This window comes from Arcobacter peruensis, from assembly GCF_003711085.1.
GTDB classification, from domain to species: Bacteria; Campylobacterota; Campylobacteria; order Campylobacterales; family Arcobacteraceae; genus Poseidonibacter; species Poseidonibacter parvus.
In genome coordinates this window covers 1,356,053-1,377,413 of record NZ_CP032363.1, presented here as the reverse complement: position 1 = coordinate 1,377,413, position 21,361 = coordinate 1,356,053, and the positions used below count along the sequence as shown (strand labels likewise).

The 21,361-nt window shown below is 32.1% G+C and carries 10 protein-coding genes and 2 rRNA genes; 7 read left to right on the top strand and 5 right to left on the bottom strand.

What is annotated here, in order from left to right:
• Window positions 1-162 precede the first annotated feature (162 nt).
• Window positions 163-1,527, top strand: coding sequence for a circularly permuted type 2 ATP-grasp protein (locus tag D3Z07_RS07035; RefSeq protein WP_122893436.1), 1,365 nt, complete (start codon window positions 163-165; stop codon window positions 1,525-1,527).
• Between the two features lies 1 nt (window position 1,528).
• The gene (locus D3Z07_RS07030) at window positions 1,529-2,194 is read left to right on the top strand and encodes an alpha-E domain-containing protein (protein ID WP_122893435.1); all 666 of its coding nucleotides are present in this window, start codon (window positions 1,529-1,531) and stop codon (window positions 2,192-2,194) included.
• A 39-nt stretch (window positions 2,195-2,233) separates the two neighbouring features.
• On the opposite strand, the gene D3Z07_RS07025 is transcribed toward D3Z07_RS07030, so the two are convergent.
• From D3Z07_RS07025 to D3Z07_RS07010, 4 genes are all read right to left on the bottom strand, one after another.
• Window positions 2,234-3,163, bottom strand: a complete 930-nt coding sequence (locus D3Z07_RS07025; protein WP_122893434.1) for a transglutaminase family protein — start codon at window positions 3,161-3,163, stop codon at window positions 2,234-2,236.
• A gap of 2 nt (window positions 3,164-3,165) precedes the next feature.
• The gene (locus D3Z07_RS07020) at window positions 3,166-5,667 is read right to left on the bottom strand and encodes a circularly permuted type 2 ATP-grasp protein (RefSeq protein WP_122893433.1); all 2,502 of its coding nucleotides are present in this window, start codon (window positions 5,665-5,667) and stop codon (window positions 3,166-3,168) included.
• Window positions 5,668-9,036, bottom strand: coding sequence for a transglutaminase family protein (locus tag D3Z07_RS07015; protein WP_122893432.1), 3,369 nt, complete (start codon window positions 9,034-9,036; stop codon window positions 5,668-5,670).
• A 196-nt stretch (window positions 9,037-9,232) separates the two neighbouring features.
• Window positions 9,233-10,084 (bottom strand): transglutaminase family protein, encoded by an 852-nt coding sequence (locus D3Z07_RS07010; protein WP_076084181.1) that lies wholly within the window; start codon window positions 10,082-10,084, stop codon window positions 9,233-9,235.
• A 245-nt stretch (window positions 10,085-10,329) separates the two neighbouring features.
• Here D3Z07_RS07010 and D3Z07_RS07005 point away from each other — a divergent pair, with 245 nt between their 5' ends.
• Entirely contained in the window at window positions 10,330-10,638 is a 309-nt protein-coding gene (locus D3Z07_RS07005; RefSeq protein WP_122893431.1) for a hypothetical protein, read from the top strand.
• The gene (gene mfd, locus D3Z07_RS07000) at window positions 10,638-13,625 is read left to right on the top strand and encodes a transcription-repair coupling factor (protein WP_122893430.1); all 2,988 of its coding nucleotides are present in this window, start codon (window positions 10,638-10,640) and stop codon (window positions 13,623-13,625) included. The genes D3Z07_RS07005 and mfd overlap by 1 nt, the downstream gene beginning before the upstream one ends.
• 169 nt (window positions 13,626-13,794) lie before the next feature.
• On the opposite strand, the gene D3Z07_RS06995 is transcribed toward mfd, so the two are convergent.
• A complete protein-coding gene (locus D3Z07_RS06995; RefSeq protein ID WP_122894203.1) occupies window positions 13,795-14,793 on the bottom strand; it encodes an endonuclease/exonuclease/phosphatase family protein in 999 nt (332 codons plus the stop codon).
• Between the two features lie 59 nt (window positions 14,794-14,852).
• Here D3Z07_RS06995 and D3Z07_RS06990 point away from each other — a divergent pair, with 59 nt between their 5' ends.
• The 3 genes from D3Z07_RS06990 to D3Z07_RS06980 all read left to right on the top strand — a co-directional run bounded on the left by D3Z07_RS06990 (window position 14,853) and on the right by D3Z07_RS06980 (window position 21,249).
• Complete coding sequence (locus tag D3Z07_RS06990; protein WP_122893429.1) at window positions 14,853-16,097, top strand: BaiN/RdsA family NAD(P)/FAD-dependent oxidoreductase; 1,245 nt, start codon at window positions 14,853-14,855, stop codon at window positions 16,095-16,097.
• Window positions 16,098-16,441: 344 nt separating this feature from the next.
• Window positions 16,442-17,958: ribosomal RNA gene (locus D3Z07_RS06985) — 16S ribosomal RNA — on the top strand.
• Between the two features lie 375 nt (window positions 17,959-18,333).
• Window positions 18,334-21,249 (top strand): 23S ribosomal RNA (locus tag D3Z07_RS06980).
• The 16S and 23S rRNA genes sit together here, the layout of an rRNA operon.
• Window positions 21,250-21,361 lie beyond the last annotated feature (112 nt).

Genomic DNA, 21,361 nt, shown 5'->3' with positions numbered 1-21,361 from the left:
TAAGTATACAATAGAAGATATGTATGAATTTTTAAACAATAAATAATAATAAGTATAAATAATATACATATTATCAAAATATTATTGTATGATTTAAGATATTATTATAATCGTTTATTTAAGATTCAAAATATATATAAAATTTATGACGAAGGGCGTTCAATGTTAGAAAAACCAACTGAGATTCATACGAAGTTTTGGGAAATATTTTCAAAACAAGATAGACAAAAAATTGAAGAATTCAAAATATATATGGATAAGTTTGCGGTCAATTTTAATCTTTATAAAGATGGAAATTTTGTAGAACAGTCTTTACCTTTTGATGTTATTCCACGTATTATTTCTAAACAAGAGTTTAGTAAGATTGAAAAAGGTCTAGTTCAAAGAGTTACAGCTTTAAACCTTTTTTTAGAAGATTTATATACAGATGCAAAAATTGTAAAAGATGGGATTGTTCCTAAAGAGTTTATTGAAAATGCAGAAGGCTATTTAAAAGAGTTTGTTGGTTTTTCACCTTCCAAAAAAATTAGAGCTCATATTAATGGCATAGATCTTGTAAAAGATTCAAAAGATGATGAATGGGTTGTTTTAGAAGATAATTTAAGAGTGCCAAGTGGTTCAAGTTATCCTTTATCTGTACGTAATACTTACAGAAAAATATATCCAGAATTTTTTGAGAACTTCAAAATCGAACCAATTAAATCCTATCCAAAGTTTATTACAGATGCAATGAATCATGTTAACACTGGTGGAATTAATGTTTTATTAACACCAGGTCGATTTAATTCAGCTTATTATGAACATAGTTATCTTGCAGAAAAAATTGGAGCACAACTTGTTCGTGCTCATGAATTAGTTGTAATAGATAAAAAAGTATATTTTAAAAATTATAATGGACAAAAAATCCTAGTTGGTTCAATATATAGAAGACTAGATGATGATTTTATTGATCCAAAGTTTTTTAATCCAGAAAGTTTGATTGGTGTTCCTGGCCTTGTTGATGCTTATTTAAGTGGTAATGTTGCTTTAATGAATGCAATAGGAAATGGTGTTGCTGATGATAAGGGAATTTATTATTTTGTACCAAAAATGATAAAATATTATCTTAATGAAGAACCGATTTTAAAAAATGCTCCAACATATCTTCCTTACTTTAAAGATGATATGGATTATGTAATGAAAAACATGGAAAAACTTGTAATCAAAGATGTTGCCGAAGCAGGTGGTTATGGTGTTTTATTTGGACATTCAATGACTGCTTTACAAATTGAAGATCTTAAGGTTACAATTAAGGCTAATCCTCGAAGATTCATAGCACAAGAACTTATTCAATTTTATGATGAGAAATGTTATTTAAATAATGAATTAAAAGATAGAAAAGCAGATTTTAGAGCATATGTAGTTGCAGGAGAAGATGTAAAGGTTTGGAATTGTGGACTTACACGATACGCATTAGAAGAAGGAAACTTCCTTGTAAATTCTTCACAAGGTGGTGGGTTTAAAGATACTTGGGTAATGGAGTTATAAAATGGATCAATTATTAACAGCAAATGTTGCTACAAATATGTATTGGCTTGGTCGATATTTAGAACGTGCTGAAACAGCACTTTATAAAATCGAAGAAGCATTTAATCTAACAATTGATGTAGATAAAAGTGCAGGTGTTAAACTTTATAAAAAACTTGGAATAGAATTAGAATACACTAATTCTGCAGATTTTTTAAAAAAAGCAATATATGGTGATCATACAGCTAATATTATGACAATAACTAGTAATGCTAGAGAAAGTGCTATCATTAGTCGTATTTATATCAATAATTCTGCATTTGGAGAGATTATTGAATTAGACGCTTTATTTAAAAGAAAATCAAATGATGCTGATCCAATAGATTATAAAGACTTAGATCATGCTCTTTCTTTAATAAAAGAAATTTGGGGAGAAACTGCTAGTAGAAAGAAACAAAGTAGTAGTGATTATTTCTTTAAATTAGGTAGACTAGTTGAAGAGTTAGATATTTGTCTTCGGTTTAATAGAGATTTTGAAATATTAAAACAAATTATAGATGAAATTAATGTAATATTCAAAATTCTTAATCCTGAATTAGATTTGGTAATTGATACGATTGAAGATAGTTCAGATATTAATATGGATAAAATTCATAATTTAGTTGAAAAACTAATTGTTGAAGACTAAAAACAATTAACTTAAAGATTTTTCTTTAAGTTAATTAAATTACTGTTGACTTTGTTGCTGACTTTGTATGTTAGTTATCTCTTCTTGTTTTCTGACATCTACCATTACAGATAGGTTACTATTTCCACTACTATATACAACACCTTTTAAAGGTGCAATATCATTATAATCTCTTCCTGAACCTAAAAGAATATGTTGATTTTTTGGAATAATATTATTTGTAGGATCAAATTCTACCCAACCTGCATTTGGTATGTATACACTAAACCATGCATGAGATGCATCAGCACCAAAGAGTTTTTTTTCACCTTTAGCAGGTAGTGTTTCTATATATCCACTCATATATTTAGCAGGTAGTCCAATAGTTCTTAATGCAGATATTGCAAACTGTGCAAAATCTTGACATACACCTTTTTTAGCATTAAATATTTCTTCAATAGGGGTAGTTATATCGCTAAATCCAGAAACAAATTTAAAATCAGTAAAAATACGTTGCATAAACTCTTCTGTAGCTTCAAAAACATCTCTATTTTTTTGAAAAGATTCTAATGCGTATTCTTTTATTTCAAAAGAGGCCCTTGGAATTAAATCAGATTCAAATAAATATTGCTTTGCATGTAAGTCATCAATATTAAACTTTGATAAACGATCAATACAAGCTTCATATGTTAGACTTGCCTTTTTAATATTTTCAATATATGCTTCTCTACGTTCAGGATATAATTTTATTGTAGATTTTCCTGTAACACTAAGTGATGTATGAGGTTCTCTTATTAACATATATGTATTTGTATTTCCAAACATATCAATAAATTCTTTTGAATCATAAACTTCTGGTGATATTTCCATTGTAAAATCTATTACTTCTTGATACATAGTGCTCTTAGGTTTTAGTCTTGCGATATTATGACTAAAAGAAACACTATTTTGATATTTAAATTCTGTTTTATGATAAATATTATAGATCATAATTACTCGTCATTATGTGAAAAATAAGTATTTGAGAACTCATTAGAACACTCTAAAAATAAATCTGATAATTTTGATAAATTTTTATCTAATTCCACATATACTCCTTCTTCTTCTTTGATTTTTATTAAAGTTTGTAAGTCCATTGAATTTAGAAATTCTTGTGACTTGAGCATGGCTTCTTCATATGAAGTGAAATCTTTTTTAGCCTTTGGTAATTCTTTAAACTCTTTTAAAAGGTTTTCAGTCATATACATTAAAGATTTTGGAAACTGTGGATTTAAAATTAAAAAATCTACAACATTTTCTAAAGTTAATGAGCTTTTGTAGTGTGCTCTATAGGCGTTAAAACTACCTAAAGATGTTAGCATCCCTTCTAAAACATCATATCCAATAGACTTATCAAGTTTCAAGCATAATATTGATCTTGCTTTTGAAATTAGATGTAATGCATCTTCAATTTTATATCCAATATCATATAATATTAAACCTTGCTCTTTAAATATACTTTCATTAACAAGTTCTTTGTAAGCCATCATATAAATAAGAAATTTATCAAGTTCACTAGCCATTGACATTGAAGAATCATTTTTTTTATTTATAAATCTATTCCACTTTTTTTGCATTTCTTCAAAAAGTTTCCATGATTCAACTGTTAAAAGATCTTTAATATTAACATTAGTATTTGAAAGCATCATTACAGTTGATGCTAAAGAACCTGATCTATGAGTATCTTTAATTACAGAAGTGATTTCCTCAATAGGGTTAATATCTTGAATCTTTTCATTATCAGAATTAATAAAACCTGGATAAGTCATAGTCATATGTGTTAATGCATTTTGTAAAATAATTTGAGATTTATTTGATGTTAATACTTCATATCTGTAAAAATTTGTAATTTTTTTAATTATATGTAAAATTAATCTTGAAGTAGAAATAGATCGAGAAAGGTATCTTCCTAACCAAAAAAGATTTTCAGCTTTTAATGTAGAAATTTCATCAATTGAAGTTTCAATATATGGTGTGTGAGTTAGTGAATTGATTTGACTTAAAGGAATATCATCTTTTCCTAATATCCATAAATCTTTACTAATTCCACCTTTTCTTTTTGATGAAGTAAGTAAGTTTTCTTTATTTTCTGAAATTCTTACAAGTCCACCATTCATTACAGAATAATCTTCATCTTTTTTTAAACAAAAAGTTCTAATTACAGCATTTCGTGGTTCAATTTTTCCTTCTGTATAGTAAGGTACTGTTGAGAATTCTATTTCTTCTTGAGCAACATATTGATGTGGGTTTTGAATAAGATGATTAATAAGATTTTTTTTCTCATCTTTAGATAATTTTCTTCCAAAATATACTTTTATATTATTTGGTATATCAATTTTTTTGATAATTAGTTTGTCGAAGTTTTCTAAAACAAAATCAAGTTCTTTTTTTTGTCCACACCACCAAGTTGCAATTTGAGGAAGTATTAAATCTTCTTTTAAAAAGTATTGACAAATTTTTTTCATAAAAGGATTAAGTCCAATATTTTCAGCAACTGCACTTCCTATTGGATTTATCATATTAAGATTGTCTTCTCTTAATGCTTCTACAAGTCCAGCAACACCAAGTCTAGAATCATTTCTTAACTCAAGTGGATCTGAGTATCTATCATCAACTCTTCTTAAAAGTGTATTGATTTTTTTAAGGCCACTTAAACTTTTTAGCCATACTGTGTTATTTTTTACAAGTAAATCTTGGCCTTGAACCATATTTAATTCTAAAAAATTACTAAGGTATGCATGTTCAAAATATGTTTCATTGTAAGGTCCAGGAGTTAACAGAGCAGCAGATGAAATATCACCTTTTGTTAGTTTTTTTAATAAGTCTTTAAACTCTTGAATAAATGATGCTAATTTTTTTGTTTCAATACTAGGATATAAATCTTGAGCAACAACATTCATTGTTAATCTATTTTCAATAGCATAGCCTAATCCAGATGGTGCTTGTGTTTTATCACTAACAACCCACATTTTACCATTTGGACCTCTTGCAATATCAGCAGCATAAAAGTAAAGATTAAAATCTTCTTTACTTCCAAAATCAAAAACTTCAGTTGTAAAACCTTTGTACCCATAGATAACTTCTGCAGGTACAATGTTGTTTTTTATAAGTTTTTGTTCTGAATATAGGTCTTTAATAATTAGATTAAAAAGCTTTGCTCTTTGTTGAAGACCTTTTTTAACTATTTTCCATTCTTCTTCTTCTTCAATAACAAAAGGAATTGGATCTAAGCTCCAAGAACGGTTCTTAGGTCCATCATGGTCATCATAGATATTATATGTTACACCATTATCTTGAAGATGCCAATCAATTTCACTTTGTTTATCTTCTAAAGTATGTAATCCAGCATTTTCAATATCAGATACAACTTCTTTCCAACAATCCCTTATGTTATCCTTGTCATCATGCATTTCATCAAATAATGACTCAGAAACATAAGTATCAAATATGCTCATTTATTGCTTTGCCCACTTTCTTCTTAAATCTAATGTATTTGGATATTCTAAACTTACAGGAATTTCTTGGAAAAGGAATTTCTCATTATTAAGTTTATCTTTTAAAACTACTGCTCTTTTAGCGCCATTTATTTCTACTAAGTTTTTTTGTACACTTGAAGAAGAAATATGTTCTATTTCTCCTTGTGTATGATTAAATGGTTGGAATCTATTAATTCTTCTTGATTCTGCTTCACCTGCATTAATTGGGAAAGTTTCATAAGTTCTTCCACCTGGATGTGATACATGATATGTCATTCCACCAATTGATCTTTTATTCCATTTATCAACAATATCGAATGTAAGTGGCGTATCAACACCAATTGTAGGATGTAATGCTGACCAAGGTTGCCATGCTTTATATTTAACACCTGCAACAAATTCACCTTCAACTCCTGTAGGGCTTAAAGGAATTACAACTGAATTACAAGTAAGAATATATCTTTCAGGAACAAAGTTATTTACTTTAATTTGAACTCTTTCTAATGATGAATCAACATATCTAGATGTTCCTTGAGAACCACTTTCTTCTCCAAGTACATGCCAAGGCTCAATAGCAGCCCTAAGCTCTAGATGTACATTTTCAACTGTAGCCATTCCATATAGAGGGAATCTAAATTCAAAGAAAGGATCAAACCAATCAAGATTAAAGTCATAACCTTCATTATTTAAAAACTCAACAATATCTTTCATATCTTCTTTTACATAATGCTCTAATAAAAACTTATCATGAAGCTGTGTATTCCATCTTACTAGCTTATGAGTATATGGTTTTTTCCAGAACAATGAAACTAATGTTCTAATTAGTAAGTTCTGCATTAGTGCCATTTTAGGATGTGGTGGCATATCAAAACCACGTAGTTCTAAAATACCAAGTCTTCCTGTACTTGAATCTGGTGAATAAAGCTTATCTATACAAAATTCAGAACGATGAGTATTTCCTGTAATATCAGTTAACATATGACGGAATAGTCTATCAGTTAACCAGAAAGGTACGTCTTCACCTACTGGAATTTGAGAAAATGCAATTTCTAATTCATAAAGATTTTCTAATCTTCCTTCATCAACACGAGGTGCTTGAGATGTTGGACCTATAAAAGCTCCTGAGAAAAGGTAAGATAAACCAGGGTGATGTTGCCAAAATGTAATAAAGCTTCTAAGAACTTCAGGACGTCTAAGTAATGGACTGTCTTCTGGTCTCATTGCTCCAATAGTAACGTGATTTCCACCACCTGTTCCTGTATGTTTTCCATCAAGCATAAACTTCTCTGTTCCAAGTCTAGATTCTCTTGCATCATTATAAAGTGTAAATAAATTTGATGTTAAATCTTTCCATGTATTTACAGGTTGAATATTTACTTCAATTACACCTGGATCTGGAGTAACTTTTATAGTTTCTAAACGTAAATCATGAGCTGGTTCATACCCTTCTAGAACTATTTTTATTTTAAGTTTTCTAGCAACTGCTTCAATTGAAGCAATTAAATCTAAAAATGCTTCTGTATGATTTAAAGGTGGTAAGAATATATAAAGCTTACCATCTCTTACTTCAACATTTAATCCTGTTCTAATAAATGTGTCTTCTGGATTATTTTTATTTTTTTTATTTCCTGCATCTTGAGCACGTTTTTCTGCTTTTTTCAAAAACTTCTTAAGTTTTGGTGCTTTTGCAAAAAGATCTGGCTCAAAATGTAAAGGTAATTCATTTTCAGGATTTTCAATAAGAGAATCCATAGGTAATCTAAGTCCTAAAGGTGAATCACCAGGAATTAAGAAAATCTTATCCCGTCTAAATGTCCAATAAGAAGTCATCCATTCACTTTCTGCATAGTTTAAAGGTAAGATATAACCAACAGGTTTACTTAAACCTTGACTAAGAACTCTTGCAATAGTTTTTCTTTCAATTGAATTATCAATATCATATTCAGCTGAATCAATATCAATTGGTAATTCAGCTTCTTTCATAATATAATGAATAGGATCTTCGTAAGCTGGAAGTATAGTTTTATCAGATACTTTTAAAGTAAGTGCTAAATATTCAATAAATTTTTTAGCATCATCATTTGTGTATTCGTATGTTTCATTCATATTTGCAAATAAATCTGGGTTTTTCCAAATTTTCTTACCATCTTTTCTCCAAATAATTGAAGTTTGCCATCTAGGAACTGGTTCACCTGGATACCATTTTCCTTGTGCGTAATGAAGCATTCCACCTTTACCAAAAGAGCTTAAAAGTCTTCTTGACAATTTATCTGCTAATTCTCTTTTTAAAGGACCATCAGCAGCTGTGTTCCACTGCTCAGATTCCATATCATCAATAGATACAAAAGTAGGTTCTCCACCCATTGATAATCTTACATCATTTTTTTGAAGTTCATCATCAACTTTATAACCTAAAGAATTTATTGCATCCCATTGGTCATCTCTGTATGGTTTTGTAACTCTTGGAGATTCAAAGACTCTTGTTACAGTATTTGAAAAATCAAACTCTGTTTCACATTTATCACTTAAACCTTCAATTGCATGAGCACTTTCATAATGTGCAGTACATGCAAGAGGAATATGTCCTTCACCTGCAAATAATCCACTAGTAGAATCAAGTCCTACCCAACCAGCACCTGGAAGATAAACTTCTGTCCAAGCATGTAAGTCTGTAAAGTCTTCTTCAGGACCACTAGGACCATCAAGAGATTTTTCATCTTGTTTTAATTGAACTAAGTAACCTGATACAAATCTTGCTGCAAGACCTAAACTTCTTAATACTTGAACAAATAACCAGGCATAATCTCTACAGCTTCCAAGTTTTTTATCAAGAGTAGTCTCACAATCTTGTACACCAGCTTCTAAACGAACTGTATAATCTAAATATTTATATATTTCTGTATTTAAATAAACAAGGTAGTCATTAATTTTACATTCTTTTAAATCAAGTGATTTAACGAATTTCTTAAGCTCTTTCCCACTTTCCGTAACTTCAAAATATGGTTTTAGTTCTGCTTTCAATTCAGGTTTATATTCAAAAGGAAATTGCTCAGCATATTCTTCAACAAAAAAGTCAAAAGGATTAATTGAGATTAAGTCTGCAATAACTTCTACATCAATTCCAAATTCTTTTACTTTTTCAGGGAAAACAACTCTTGCTAAATAATTCCCATAAGCATCTTGTTGCCAATTAATAAAATGATTCTCAGGAGTTATCTTCATTGAGTAAGCATCAATTGGTGTTCTACTATGAGGTGCTGGTCTCAACCTAATTGTGTGTGGTGAAAGAGAGATATACTTATCGTATTTATAATGTGTTTTATGAGATAGGACTACTTTTAATGACATTTTTTTTCCTTAATAGATTAATTAATAAATATAAAATTATAACATTTAATTTTATGTCAGTTTTGTCTATACTTAAATATTCAATATAGACAAAAAACTTGTAAACTTGTTTACTATTTTAACTTTAATTATAACATTGTAACACTTATAGGAGACTACAAGTTTCTAAAAATCAAATTTACTTCTTGATAGATATCTAACATTGTGTAACCCATACTCCAACATCAAGATTAGATTTTGCATCACCTGCAAATGAGCCAGATATTGGAGGAACAGCATGTGCAAGCCTAGATACTGCAACTGGAATATGATCTTTCCCAACTAAATCTCCAATTGTAGGATCAAAACCTTTCCATCCAACCCCTGGCAAATAAACCTCTGCCCAAGCATGTGTAGAGCCTATTTGTTCAGACATAAGTGGTGCATAAAGATAACCACTTACAAATCGTGTTGCTAATCCTAGACATCTAACAGCTTCCATAAACAAAAATGCAAAATCACGACAAGAACCTGAATTTAAACTTAATGTTTCTTTAATACTTTGAACACCAGTTTCTTCTCTGATGTTATATACTAATGAGCTATAGATATATTTTGTTATTTTTTGAAGAAGTGTATATGTTTGAATTTCTTCATCATATTTCCAGATATTGAAAATCCAATTATTTAATAATTGTCTAGTTTCTTCATCTGGTAAAACTCTATAAGGTGATAATAGAAACTTGTCATCTTCTTTATAGTCAAATGGGTAAGTAATAGCATAGTCTGAAACTATAAAATCCAATGGTGATATATTATATTGTTGAAGTATTACTTCACTTTCAATAAGAAGTTGTTGTGTAATATGATTAAAGTTTGCTACTGCAACTGAGTTGTTTTCAATATCTCTGTGCCACAATATCTTAGTTTCGGGTGTACATTTTAATGTAAAGGATTCTATTCTTAGTTCATAATCTTCTCTTGGACGTAAAAGTAAATGATGAGTTCCTAAGTCTACTCTTTCTGTATAATTATAGTAAGTACGATGAACTATTTTATATCGTTGCATATTAATATCCTAATACAGAGTTATTATAAAGTTAAAGTGCTAGTTATATATAAAAAGCTGTACATATCTTAGCAAATTTTTTGAAGTAATTAATTAACATCTGTTTATTTTATAGTATATATGTAGAATAATTTAGTTTTAAAGAAGTATAAATAAGAGTTTATTTAAAAGACTCTTATTCATAAATTAAACCTATTTTTAATACAATACGATTTAATGAGATAAATATATAGGAATTATAAATTATGGAAAATATTGAAGTATTAGTGTTATTAGATGTAAGTGGTTTAGAAGATGAAGAAAAATTAAATAAGTTTTTAAAAAGAAAAAGTTTTAAAGTAGTTGAGGGTGAAAAAAATGTGTATACATCAAGTTCAACTACAACTTTAGTTACAACAAAAGCATTTATTTTACAAATGTTCAAAGAAGGTTTAGAAAAAGTAGGGTTTAGTGATGCAAATTTAATCTTTTTATTAAATGAAACACCTTACCCAGCATATTACTATGATAAAACAACAAAAGAATTCGAACTTTCAAAAGAAGAAAATCAGTAGTGAATAATATTTATGAATTTTTAAAAAATTTAAAGGATGATAAAAAACTAAAAGAGTGTGAACTTTTAATTGTAAATGACGATAAGCAAGCTCAAATTGCTAGTGATATTGTCTCTTTTTTAGGTTTTACTCCTTTTGTATTATCAGATTTTAGAGCAAATTTTGGTGATGATTTATTATCTTTTTCAACTGAATTACAAGAAATCACTAAAGTATTAAATGAGTTTTACTCTCACAAAAAACAAAATAAGATTTTAATTTCTCCTGTACGTACAATCTCTTTTTCTCTTCCTAAAGAAAAATGCTTTGACTCCTATGAAATAAATTTTGCAGATACTATAAAAATAGAAGAATTCAAGTCGAAACTTTACAATTGGGGATACTATTTTGTAGATATTGTAACAAGTGAAGCAGAAGCTTCAATTAGGGGAGATATTATTGATATTTGTCCACTAGGGAGCGAATTTGGATATAGAATCTCACTTTTTGATGATGAAGTTGAAAGTATTAGAAAATTTGATATTGAAGATCAAAAATCAACTAAAGATGAGATAGAAACTATACAAATTAGTCCTGCTTTTTTAGCTTTAGATGAAGAAACATATGAAGGTATAACAGAAGAAATTCAAAAAGTTTCAAGTGATGCTTTTATTAAAGATATTCATTCTTTAGGTTTTTGGTATTTAAATGACTTAGGTGAATTTTTACCAAATTCTATGAATTGTTTTATAACTCAAGAATCACTTGAAGAACTCGATGAAGTTTATGTTTTTGAAGAAAAAAGAATAAATAAAGATAAGTTTTTAACAACTCCACAAGTTTTTAAAAGTAAAACTCATAAAGAAATAGCTCCTGCAAATATTAAAGAGTTCATTTCTTTTCATGAAGGTAAAAAAGTTACTATTATTTCAAGTACAGAAGCTAAAGTAAAAGCTCATGATTTAGATTTAAGTGATAGCAAAATCAAGTATTTAATTGAACCTTATATTATTAATCTTGTAAGTAATGATGAGGTAATAATCTCACTAAATCAAGAGATTAAAAAAAGAAGAAAGAAAAAAATAAAACTAGTTATTGATGAATTACAAGTAAATGATTTTGTTGTTCATGAAAAACATGGAATTGGACAATATAAAGGAATAGAACCTGTTACTGTAATGGGAGCAAAAAGAGATTTTGTAATTGTTACATATGCAGGAGATGATAAGCTTTTAATTCCTGTTGAAAATATTGATTTAGTAGATAGATATGTAGCAGATGGAAGTTCATATGCTGTAGTTGACAAACTTGGAAAAGGCTCTTTTGCTAAATTAAAAGAAAAAGTAAAAGATAGATTATTTGCTATTGCAAATGATATTATAAAATTAGCAGCAGCACGTGAGCTTGTAAATGGTATAAAAATAGATACTAATAAACACACACTACAAGAGTTTAGAAAAAGTTCAGGTTTTGATTATACAAAAGATCAAAGTCGTTCTGTTAGTGAAATTTTTAAGGATTTAAGCTCAGGTCGAGTTATGGATAGATTGCTTTCAGGAGATGTTGGTTTTGGTAAAACAGAAGTTGCTATGAATGCACTTTTAGCAACAATTCTAGATGGACATCAAGCAATTTTTGTCTGTCCTACGACACTACTTGCAACACAACATTTCCATGGAATGCAAAAACGATTTGAACCTTATGGTATTTCAATGGCTAAACTTGATGGAAAATCAACAGCAAAAGAAAAAAGTGAAATCAAAAAAGGTTTAAGTTCTGGAGAAATACAGTTTGTAATTGGAACTCATTCATTATTAGGAATTACTGCTAAAGATTTAGCTTTAGTAATAATCGATGAAGAACATAAATTTGGTGTAAAACAAAAAGAAAAACTTAAAAACTTACGAGAAGATGTTCATATTTTCTCAATGAGTGCAACCCCAATACCAAGAACACTAAATCTTGCCCTTTCAAAATTAAAAGGAATGAGTTCACTACTAACACCTCCTAGTGAAAGATTAGGTGTTAGAACTTATGTAAAAGAATATAGTGACAAATTAATTAAAGAGATTGTTTTAAGAGAAAAAAGAAGAGGTGGACAGCTTTTTTATGTTCATAATAATATTGCTTCAATTGAAGCAAAAAAAGCAGATATAGAAGAGATTATCCCAAATATTAAAGTTGAAATTATTCACTCAAAAATCAAACCAGCAGATGCTGAAAAAATTCTTGATGCCTTTGAAGAAAAGAAATTTGATATTTTACTTGCAACTTCAATTGTTGAATCAGGACTTCACCTTCCAAATGCAAACTCAATTATAATTGATGGTGCAGATAGATTTGGTATTGCAGACTTACACCAATTAAGAGGAAGAGTAGGAAGAAGTAATAAAGAAGGTTTTTGTTATTACGTAGTTGAAGATAAAAAGCAAATTACATCAGATGCAGTTAAAAGATTAGTAGCTTTAGAATCAAACTCATATTTAGGAAGTGGAACAGCATTAGCTCATCAAGATTTAGAAATAAGAGGTGGTGGAAATATTATTGGTGAAGCTCAAAGTGGTCATATCAAACAAATTGGGTATGGTTTGTATCTAAAAATGTTAGAAGATGCACTTTCAACTCTTAGTGGAGATTCAAAAGAAGAGAAAAAAAGCGTAGATATTAAATTAGCTATTTCTGCATTTATCTCAGATGATTACATTGTTGAAGATAGAGTACGACTTGAATTATACAGAAGGCTTTCAAAATCAATAGATAAAGAAGAAGTTTATAAAATAGAAGAAGAAATGGAAGATAGATTTGGAAAACCAGATCTTCCTACAAAACAATTCTTAGAGTTAATTATGATTAAGATTTTATGTTTACAAAAAGGTATTCAAACAGTAAGTTCATATGAAATGAATATCACTTTTACAAAAGCAGATGATACAAAAGAAACAATTAAAAGCCCAAGTAAAGATGACGATGATATTATTATTACAACTTTAAAATACTTAAGAAAATAAATTAGCATAAAAAAAGGCCAAATATCTTTTGATATCTGGCCTTTTTTCTTAAGGAGAAAAGTAAAAATCGCAAAAAAATTACTTTCATTTGAGTAAGAAAGATTCGCGGTCTTTCTTAAACGATAAAAGTATTATATACTTCAATTGTTAAGCTTTTGTAAATACTTAATTAATGAAAGGTTAATTCGCACAAAACTTGTGCATGATCACTTGAAAGTAGTGAACCATCATGATTAGTTTTAATAGCTTCATCAAAAACTTCAAAAGAAGAAACAAAAGCTATGTTTTTTTTATTTTTATTATTAAACTCTTTTGATAAAAAAATATAATCTAAAACGTTTCCTTTTCCAGCAAAGTAACTAGTAGGAACTCTCTTTGCTTCTTTTTGTTCAGGGTGAGGATTATATACTTTATTCTCAATTTGAAAATATGAATCATGTAATATAAATGATTCTCTTCTTTTTTCATCATGATATTTATTGTTACTTAAAGCATCTATTGTAATTGAAAACTCTTTATCATTTAAGTCTGTCATTAAAACACATGGCTTTTTAGATTTCTTAATATCAAAGAATAATGAAGAAGCTTCACAAAGTCTAGTTTTCAATGCTTCGGAATATTTATCTTTAAGTGCTTTATTGATTAATTCTTTTTTGTGTTCTAAAGTATCTTTTTCATTAAATACATATTCAAATTCATTTAATCTATTTGATTTTAGATGACAAACATAAACTAAAAAGTCTTCTTCATTAGGAAGAGTAATTGTAGCTTTAATTGGAATTCTAGAAAATTTAAAAAATCCTTCATATTTATGTTTTTTAATACTTGGAATATGAACTTTTACTTCTTGCATATTAGAAATTGGATATTTAGAAGCAATTGCAACAGTCGTAGACATATAAATTAAAGGATTAGTTTTACTAACTTTTGGAACATCTACTGTTTCAAAATAATTGTATCCAAGTTCATTAACTAAAGTCTTAAGTGCATCTCTTGAGAATACTTCTTGAAAACCAATAATATCTGCGTTCATTTTAAGTATTTGCTTTTTAATCCATGAAGTTTTTATAAGCCATTGCTTTTCTGTAAATCTTTCTTTTTTCGTGTACCAAGAGTATGGAGGTTTTGTAAATTGAAATAGGTTAAATGTGGCAAGTCTTATTTTCATGCCCAAATTGTATCTAATTTTAGACAATATATTCAAGCATCTTTGGTTATTATTAGCAAATGAAAACAAATATATATGATCTAATAGTAATAGGTTCTGGCGGTGCTGGAATGATTGCTGCAATAACTGCAAGAAAATTAGGAAAAAGTGTACTTCTTTTAGAAAAACTTCCAACACTTGGTGCAAAATTAAAAGCAACAGGCGGAGGTAAATGTAATTTAACTAACACATTAAGTAATGAAGACTTTATGAACTCATTTGGGAAAAATGGTCGGTTTATGAGTACTGCAATACAAATGTTAGATAAAAACTCATTGAGAGAATTTTTTGAAAGTATTGGAGTTCAAACTGATACAAAAGATGGTTTTAGAATTTTTCCAGTAACTCACAACTCATCTACAATAATTAAAGCTTTAGAAAAAGAGTTAAATAACTTAGCAGTTGAAATACAATGTGATGTAAAAGTTGAGAATTTACTTTGTAATGAAAACAGTATCTCAGGAGTTAAAACAAACAAAGGAAACTTTAATTGCAAGAATGTAATAGTAGCAACAGGTGGTTTGGGCTTTCCAATGTTGGGTGCTAATGGTGATGGTTATTCTTTTGCAAAAGAGTTAGGACATAAAATTACAGATTTATATCCTGCAATGCTTCCTGTTTATACAAAAGAAACATGGGTGGCAAATTGTACAGCGGATACTATTGCAAAAGCAATTATAAAAATTGATTTAAAAAAAGCAAAGAAACTAAAAGCAGTTGGAGATTTGATATTTACATCAAAAGGTTTAAGAGGTCCAGTTGTTTTAGATTTTTCAAGAGAAATTACACCATTATTAGAAAAATATGATGAAGTGCCTTTACTTATAAACATGGTAAAAGGAAAAACTGAAGATGATATTTTTTCACACTTTAAAAAACAAGCAAAAGAAAAACCAGATGCAAATGTTTTAGAAGTTTTATCTTTGCTTCTTCCTTTATCAGTTTCAAAAGAGTTATGCAATATTGTAAATGCAGATACTTCTTTAAAATTTAAAGACCAAATAGGAGAAGTTAGAAATAATCTTGTGAAAATTGTAGCTTTAACTCCATTAACAGTAATAGATTCAGTTGGCTACAAAAAAGCAATGATTACAAGAGGTGGAGTAACATTAAAAGAAATAAATCCAAAAACAATGCAAAGTAAATTAATAAATGGTTTATATTTTTGTGGTGAAGTAATGGATTTAGATGGACCTTGTGGCGGTTATAATTTACAATGGTCATTTTCAAGTGGTAATCTTGCAGGACATCTATTAAAAGAGTAAAAACTTAAATTTTAAAATTTAAGTTTATTTAAAGAAAAACCTCTTGACAAAGTATAAAAAATTCTCTATAATTCCCGTCCAATTTAAGTAGAGCGCAAGCGACACATAAACGGATGATCTTTAACAATGTAATGAAGTTTGTAAAGTAATCTTTATAAACTGAATATAATACTCTAATATATAATCTAAAAGAAATAGATTTAAAAAAAATAAAAAAATTATAACAAGAATTAATTCTTGTCTATAAATTTGAGTGATAATTTTGTATAACAATACAAATTTGTCAGTATCAAACTAGACGCGTTTATAAAACTTGACATTAAGTCAACTTTGTATCGCACTTCTTTATGGAGAGTTTGATCCTGGCTCAGAGTGAACGCTGGCGGCGTGCTTAACACATGCAAGTCGAACGAGAACGGATTAAAGCTTGCTTTAATTGTCAGCTAAGTGGCGCACGGGTGAGTAATATATAGGTAACGTGCCTTCAAGAAGGGGATAACAATTGGAAACGATTGCTAATACCCTATATGCCTTTAGGACTTAAGTCTGCAAGGGAAATATTTATAGCTTGAAGATCGGCCTGTACAGTATCAGTTAGTTGGTGAGGTAATGGCTCACCAAGACAATGACGCTTAACTGGTTTGAGAGGATGATCAGTCACACTGGAACTGAGACACGGTCCAGACTCCTACGGGAGGCAGCAGTGGGGAATATTGCACAATGGACGAAAGTCTGATGCAGCAACGCCGCGTGGAGGATGACACATTTCGGTGCGTAAACTCCTTTTATATAGGAAGATAATGACGGTACTATATGAATAAGCACCGGCTAACTCCGTGCCAGCAGCCGCGGTAATACGGAGGGTGCAAGCGTTACTCGGAATCACTGGGCGTAAAGAGAATGTAGGCGGATAGAAAAGTCAGAAGTGAAATCCAATAGCTCAACTATTGAACTGCTTTTGAAACTTTCTATCTAGAATATGGGAGAGGTAGATGGAATTTCTGGTGTAGGGGTAAAATCCGTAGAGATCAGAAGGAATACCGATTGCGAAGGCGATCTACTGGAACATTATTGACGCTGAGATTCGAAAGCGTGGGGAGCAAACAGGATTAGATACCCTGGTAGTCCACGCCCTAAACGATGCACACTAGTTGTTGTGAGGCTAGACCTTGCAGTAATGCAGTTAACACATTAAGTGTGCCGCCTGGGGAGTACGGTCGCAAGATTAAAACTCAAAGGAATAGACGGGGACCCGCACAAGCGGTGGAGCATGTGGTTTAATTCGACGATACGCGAAGAACCTTACCTGGACTTGACATAGATAGAATATAACAGAGATGTAATAGTGCTAGCTTGCTAGAACTATCATACAGGTGCTGCACGGCTGTCGTCAGCTCGTGTCGTGAGATGTTGGGTTAAGTCCCGCAACGAGCGCAACCCTCGTCATTAGTTGCTAACAGTTCGGCTGAGAACTCTAATGAGACTGCCTGGGTAACCAGGAGGAAGGTGAGGACGACGTCAAGTCATCATGGCCCTTACGTCCAGGGCTACACACGTGCTACAATGGGGTATACAAAGAGCAGCAATACCGTGAGGTGGAGCAAATCTCAAAAATATCTCCCAGTTCGGATAGCAGTCTGCAACTCGACTGCTTGAAGTTGGAATCGCTAGTAATCGTAGATCAGCAATGCTACGGTGAATACGTTCCCGGGTCTTGTACTCACCGCCCGTCACACCATGGGAATTGAACTCATTCGAAGCGGGAATGCTAAAGTAGCTACCCTCCACAGTGGATTCAGTAACTGGGGTGAAGTCGTAACAAGGTAACCGTAGGAGAACCTGCGGTTGGATCACCTCCTTTCAGAGACAGAGACTTAATTCGTTTTAAGTCTCATCAAGAAAAACAAAAAAAGAGTATTATGTTCGGTTTATAAAGATTATTAAAAACCTTACATATTAGAGTTTAGTTATTCAAACTAAATATAAGTACTTAATATAAAGTATTTATATTTGGTTTAATTACCAAAATGATATTTAAAAATATAATGTTAAAGTCTTTTAATTTTTTCATTAATTAATACTAATTTATTAGTAAAGATTAATAAACAATTTTAAAAACTATCTAATTAATTAGATAGAACACAATTTATTATTTTATAAAATATGCATTAAAGTATGTTTAATAAGATAGTAGCCAAAGAATAATTATCAAATGCGACAGATTAAATTCTGTTTATTATAAGCTATTAAGGGCTAATGGTGGATGCCTAGACTGTAAGAGGCGATGAAGGACGTACTAGACTGCGAAAAGCTACGGGGAACTGTCAAGAAGTTTTGATCCGTAGATCTCCGAATGGGACAACCCAGCTAATAGAGATATTAGTTACACGAAAGTGGGCAAACCTGGTGAAGTGAAACATCTCAGTAACCAGAGGAAGAGAAATCAAAAGAGATTCCCAAAGTAGCGGCGAGCGAAATGGGATTAGGACAAACCCTATGCTTGCATAGGGGGTTGTAGGACCAAGATGTGAGACTAGAGAATATAGATGAATAACCTGGAAAGGTTAAGCGTAGAAGGTGATACTCCTGTAATCGAAATGTTCAATAGCTCTATTGGTATCCTGAGTAGGACGGAACACGTGATATTTTGTCTGAATCTAGGGGGACCACCCTCTAATCCTAAATACTACTTACAGATCGATAGTGAACAAGTACCGTGAGGGAAAGGTGAAAAGTACTCCAGCGAGGAGAGTGAAATAGAACCTGAAACCATTAGCTTACAATCATTCGGAGCCCTATGATTTATCAGGGTGACGGACTGCCTTTTGCATAATGAGCCTGCGAGTTGTGGTGTCTGGCAAGGTTAAGCCAAGTGCGAAGCCGTAGCGAAAGCGAGTCTTAATAGGGCGACTTAGTCAGATGCTGCAGACCCGAAACGAAGTGATCTATCCATGAGCAGGTTGAAGCTGGTGTAAGAGCCAGTGGAGGACCGAACCGGTGTGCGTTGAAAAGTGCTCGGATGACTTGTGGATAGGGGTGAAAGGCCAATCAAACTTCGTGATAGCTGGTTCTCTCCGAAATATATTTAGGTATAGCCTTGCGTAGTAGCATATAGGGGTAGAGCACTGAATGGGCTAGGGCTGCTTACCGCGGTACCAAACCCTATCAAACTATGAATACTATATGTGTAATCGCAGGAGTCAGGCGTAGGGTGATAAAATCCTATGTCGAGAGGGGAACAACCCAGACTAACAGCTAAGGTCCCAAAGTCATATCTAAGTGGAAAACGATGTGGAGTTACTGTGACAACCAGGAGGTTGGCTTAGAAGCAGCCATCCTTTAAAGAAAGCGTAACAGCTCACTGGTCTAGTGATTCTGCGCGGAAAATATAACGGGGCTAAGATATGCACCGAAGCTTTAGATTCAATATTTTATATTGAGTGGTAGGAGAGCGTTCTATTCAGCGTTGAAGATGTACCGGTAAGGAGCGTTGGAGCGGATAGAAGTGAGCATGCAGGCATGAGTAGCGATAATTGAGGTGAGAATCCTCAACGCCGAAAACCCAAGGTTTCCTACGCGATGCTCGTCATCGTAGGGTTAGTCGGGTCCTAAGTCGAGTCCGAAAGGGGTAGACGATGGCAAATTGATTAATATTTCAATACCAACAAACAAGCGTGATGTGGGGACGCATAGAGTTAATCGAGCTCACTGATGGAATAGTGGGTCGAAGGACGTAGGTCGTAATTTAGGCAAATCCGGATTACATGAGACCGAGATCTTACAGGCTGCTGCCGTTCTTCGGAACTAACGCAGAATCGATGATACTGTCGTGCCAAGAAAAGCCACTAAGCATATTGTTTGTTGCCCGTACCGTAAACCGACACAGGTGGGTGGGATGAGTATTCTAAGGCGCGTGGAAGAACCCTGGTTAAGGAACTCTGCAAACTAGCACCGTATCTTCGGTATAAGGTGTGCCTACTTTGGTATAGGAATTTACTTCCGAAAGCTAGAGAGGTTGCAACAAAGAGTCCCTCCCGACTGTTTACCAAAAACACAGCACTTTGCTAACTCGTAAGAGGATGTATAAGGTGTGACGCCTGCCCGGTGCTCGAAGGTTAACTGATGATGTTAGATTTATCGAAGCATTTGATTGAAGCCCGAGTAAACGGCGGCCGTAACTATAACGGTCCTAAGGTAGCGAAATTCCTTGTCGGTTAAATACCGACCTGCATGAATGGCGTAACGAGATGGGAGCTGTCTCAACCAGGGATCCAGTGAAATTGTAGTGGAGGTGAAAATTCCTCCTACCCGCGGAAAGACGGAAAGACCCCGTGCACCTTTACTACAGCTTGACACTGTAGCTTGGATATTCATGTGCAGGATAGGTGGGAGGCTTTGAAACTAGGATGCCAATTCTAGTGGAGCCATCCTTGAGATACCACCCTTGAATATTTGAGTTACTAACTGGGAAGAGTTATCCTCTTTCAGGACAATGTCTGGTGGGTAGTTTGACTGGGGCGGTCGCCTCCTAAAAAGTAACGGAGGCTTACAAAGGTTAGTTCATGGCGGATGGAAATCGCCAGTTGAGTATAATGGCATAAACTAGCTTGACTGTGAGACATACAAGTCGAACAGAGACGAAAGTCGGTCATAGTGATCCGGTGGTTCTGTGTGGAAGGGCCATCGCTCAAAGGATAAAAGGTACGCCGGGGATAACAGGCTGATCTCCCCCAAGAGCTCACATCGACGGGGAGGTTTGGCACCTCGATGTCGGCTCATCGCATCCTGGGGCTGAAGCAGGTCCCAAGGGTATGGCTGTTCGCCATTTAAAGCGGTACGCGAGCTGGGTTCAGAACGTCGTGAGACAGTTCGGTCCCTATCTTCCGTGGGCGTAGGAAAGTTGAGGAGATTTGTCCCTAGTACGAGAGGACCGGGATGAACGTACCACTAGTGTACCAATTGTTCTGCCAAGAGCATCGTTGGGTAGCTACGTACGGATGAGATAAGCGCTGAAAGCATCTAAGCACGAAGCCAACTCCAAGATTAACTTTCCCTGAAGATCCCAGCAAGACTAGCTGGTTGATAGGCTAGATGTGTAAGCGTTGTAAGACGTTTAGCTGACTAGTACTAATAGATCGTTTGGCTTATTTTTAGTATTCTTTGGTTTACTATCTTATTAAGTGTACGCAATGTATGAATAAAAAATAAAATGTGTTGACTTTAACATTATTAATATCTTTACTCAACCTAAAGTTGAGTAATGA

Bases quoted from the DNA above. Each gene is read 5' to 3' on its own strand.
- D3Z07_RS06995 (WP_122894203.1), bottom strand. From the start codon at position 14,793: ATGAAAATAAGACTTGCCACATTTAACCTATTTCAATTTACAAAACCT.
- D3Z07_RS07010 (WP_076084181.1), bottom strand. From the start codon at position 10,084: ATGCAACGATATAAAATAGTTCATCGTACTTACTATAATTATACAGAA.
- D3Z07_RS07035 (WP_122893436.1), top strand. From the start codon at position 163: ATGTTAGAAAAACCAACTGAGATTCATACGAAGTTTTGGGAAATATTT.
- D3Z07_RS07005 (WP_122893431.1), top strand. From the start codon at position 10,330: ATGGAAAATATTGAAGTATTAGTGTTATTAGATGTAAGTGGTTTAGAA.
- D3Z07_RS07015 (WP_122893432.1), bottom strand. From the start codon at position 9,036: ATGTCATTAAAAGTAGTCCTATCTCATAAAACACATTATAAATACGAT.
- D3Z07_RS07020 (WP_122893433.1), bottom strand. From the start codon at position 5,667: ATGAGCATATTTGATACTTATGTTTCTGAGTCATTATTTGATGAAATG.
- D3Z07_RS07030 (WP_122893435.1), top strand. From the start codon at position 1,529: ATGGATCAATTATTAACAGCAAATGTTGCTACAAATATGTATTGGCTT.
- D3Z07_RS06990 (WP_122893429.1), top strand. From the start codon at position 14,853: ATGAAAACAAATATATATGATCTAATAGTAATAGGTTCTGGCGGTGCT.
- D3Z07_RS07025 (WP_122893434.1), bottom strand. From the start codon at position 3,163: ATGATCTATAATATTTATCATAAAACAGAATTTAAATATCAAAATAGT.